Here is a 435-nt window from a genome sequence, read left to right as displayed (position 1 = left end):
ACTGTACGACGAGGCCGATCGAGTCGGTGCCGCGCGTGATGATCGATTGCTGGCCGCCATTGGCGGTGCGGAAGAACACGTCGCCGCCATCGCCGCCGCCGCTGCCCTTGCCGCCGATTCCAACGCTCGCTCCGAAGAGGGCGCCTTCCACGACAAACCCGCCATTGCCGCCGCCGCCGCCAAGCGATTGGACGACGATGCCTCCCGACCGGTCCTGCAGGGTTTCGACAGAGCCGCCGGTGGTGACGTCGACTTTCCTGGCGAAGCCGCCTGAACCAGCCGAGCCGCCGACGCCGACAGTCACGAGACCCGCGCCACCGAGAGCGAAGCCGCCATTGCCGCCGCCGCCGCCCACCGACTGGGCGAGGATGCCGATGGAATCGGTACCGCGCGTCGTGACCTTGGCGTTTGCGATGTTGTAGGTGACCTCGTCTC

The 435-nt window shown here is 68.3% G+C and carries 1 pseudogene; it reads right to left on the bottom strand.

Features of this window, described 5'->3' with window-relative positions:
- Nucleotides 1-435: pseudogene (locus EN943_RS37915) on the bottom strand (hypothetical protein); the annotation flags it as partial.

It is taken from the genome of Mesorhizobium sp. M7A.F.Ca.US.006.01.1.1 (assembly GCF_003997935.1).
Classification (GTDB): Bacteria; Pseudomonadota; Alphaproteobacteria; order Rhizobiales; family Rhizobiaceae; genus Mesorhizobium.
Note: the sequence above shows the minus strand (reverse complement) of the source record. Positions and strands in the feature narration are given on the sequence as shown.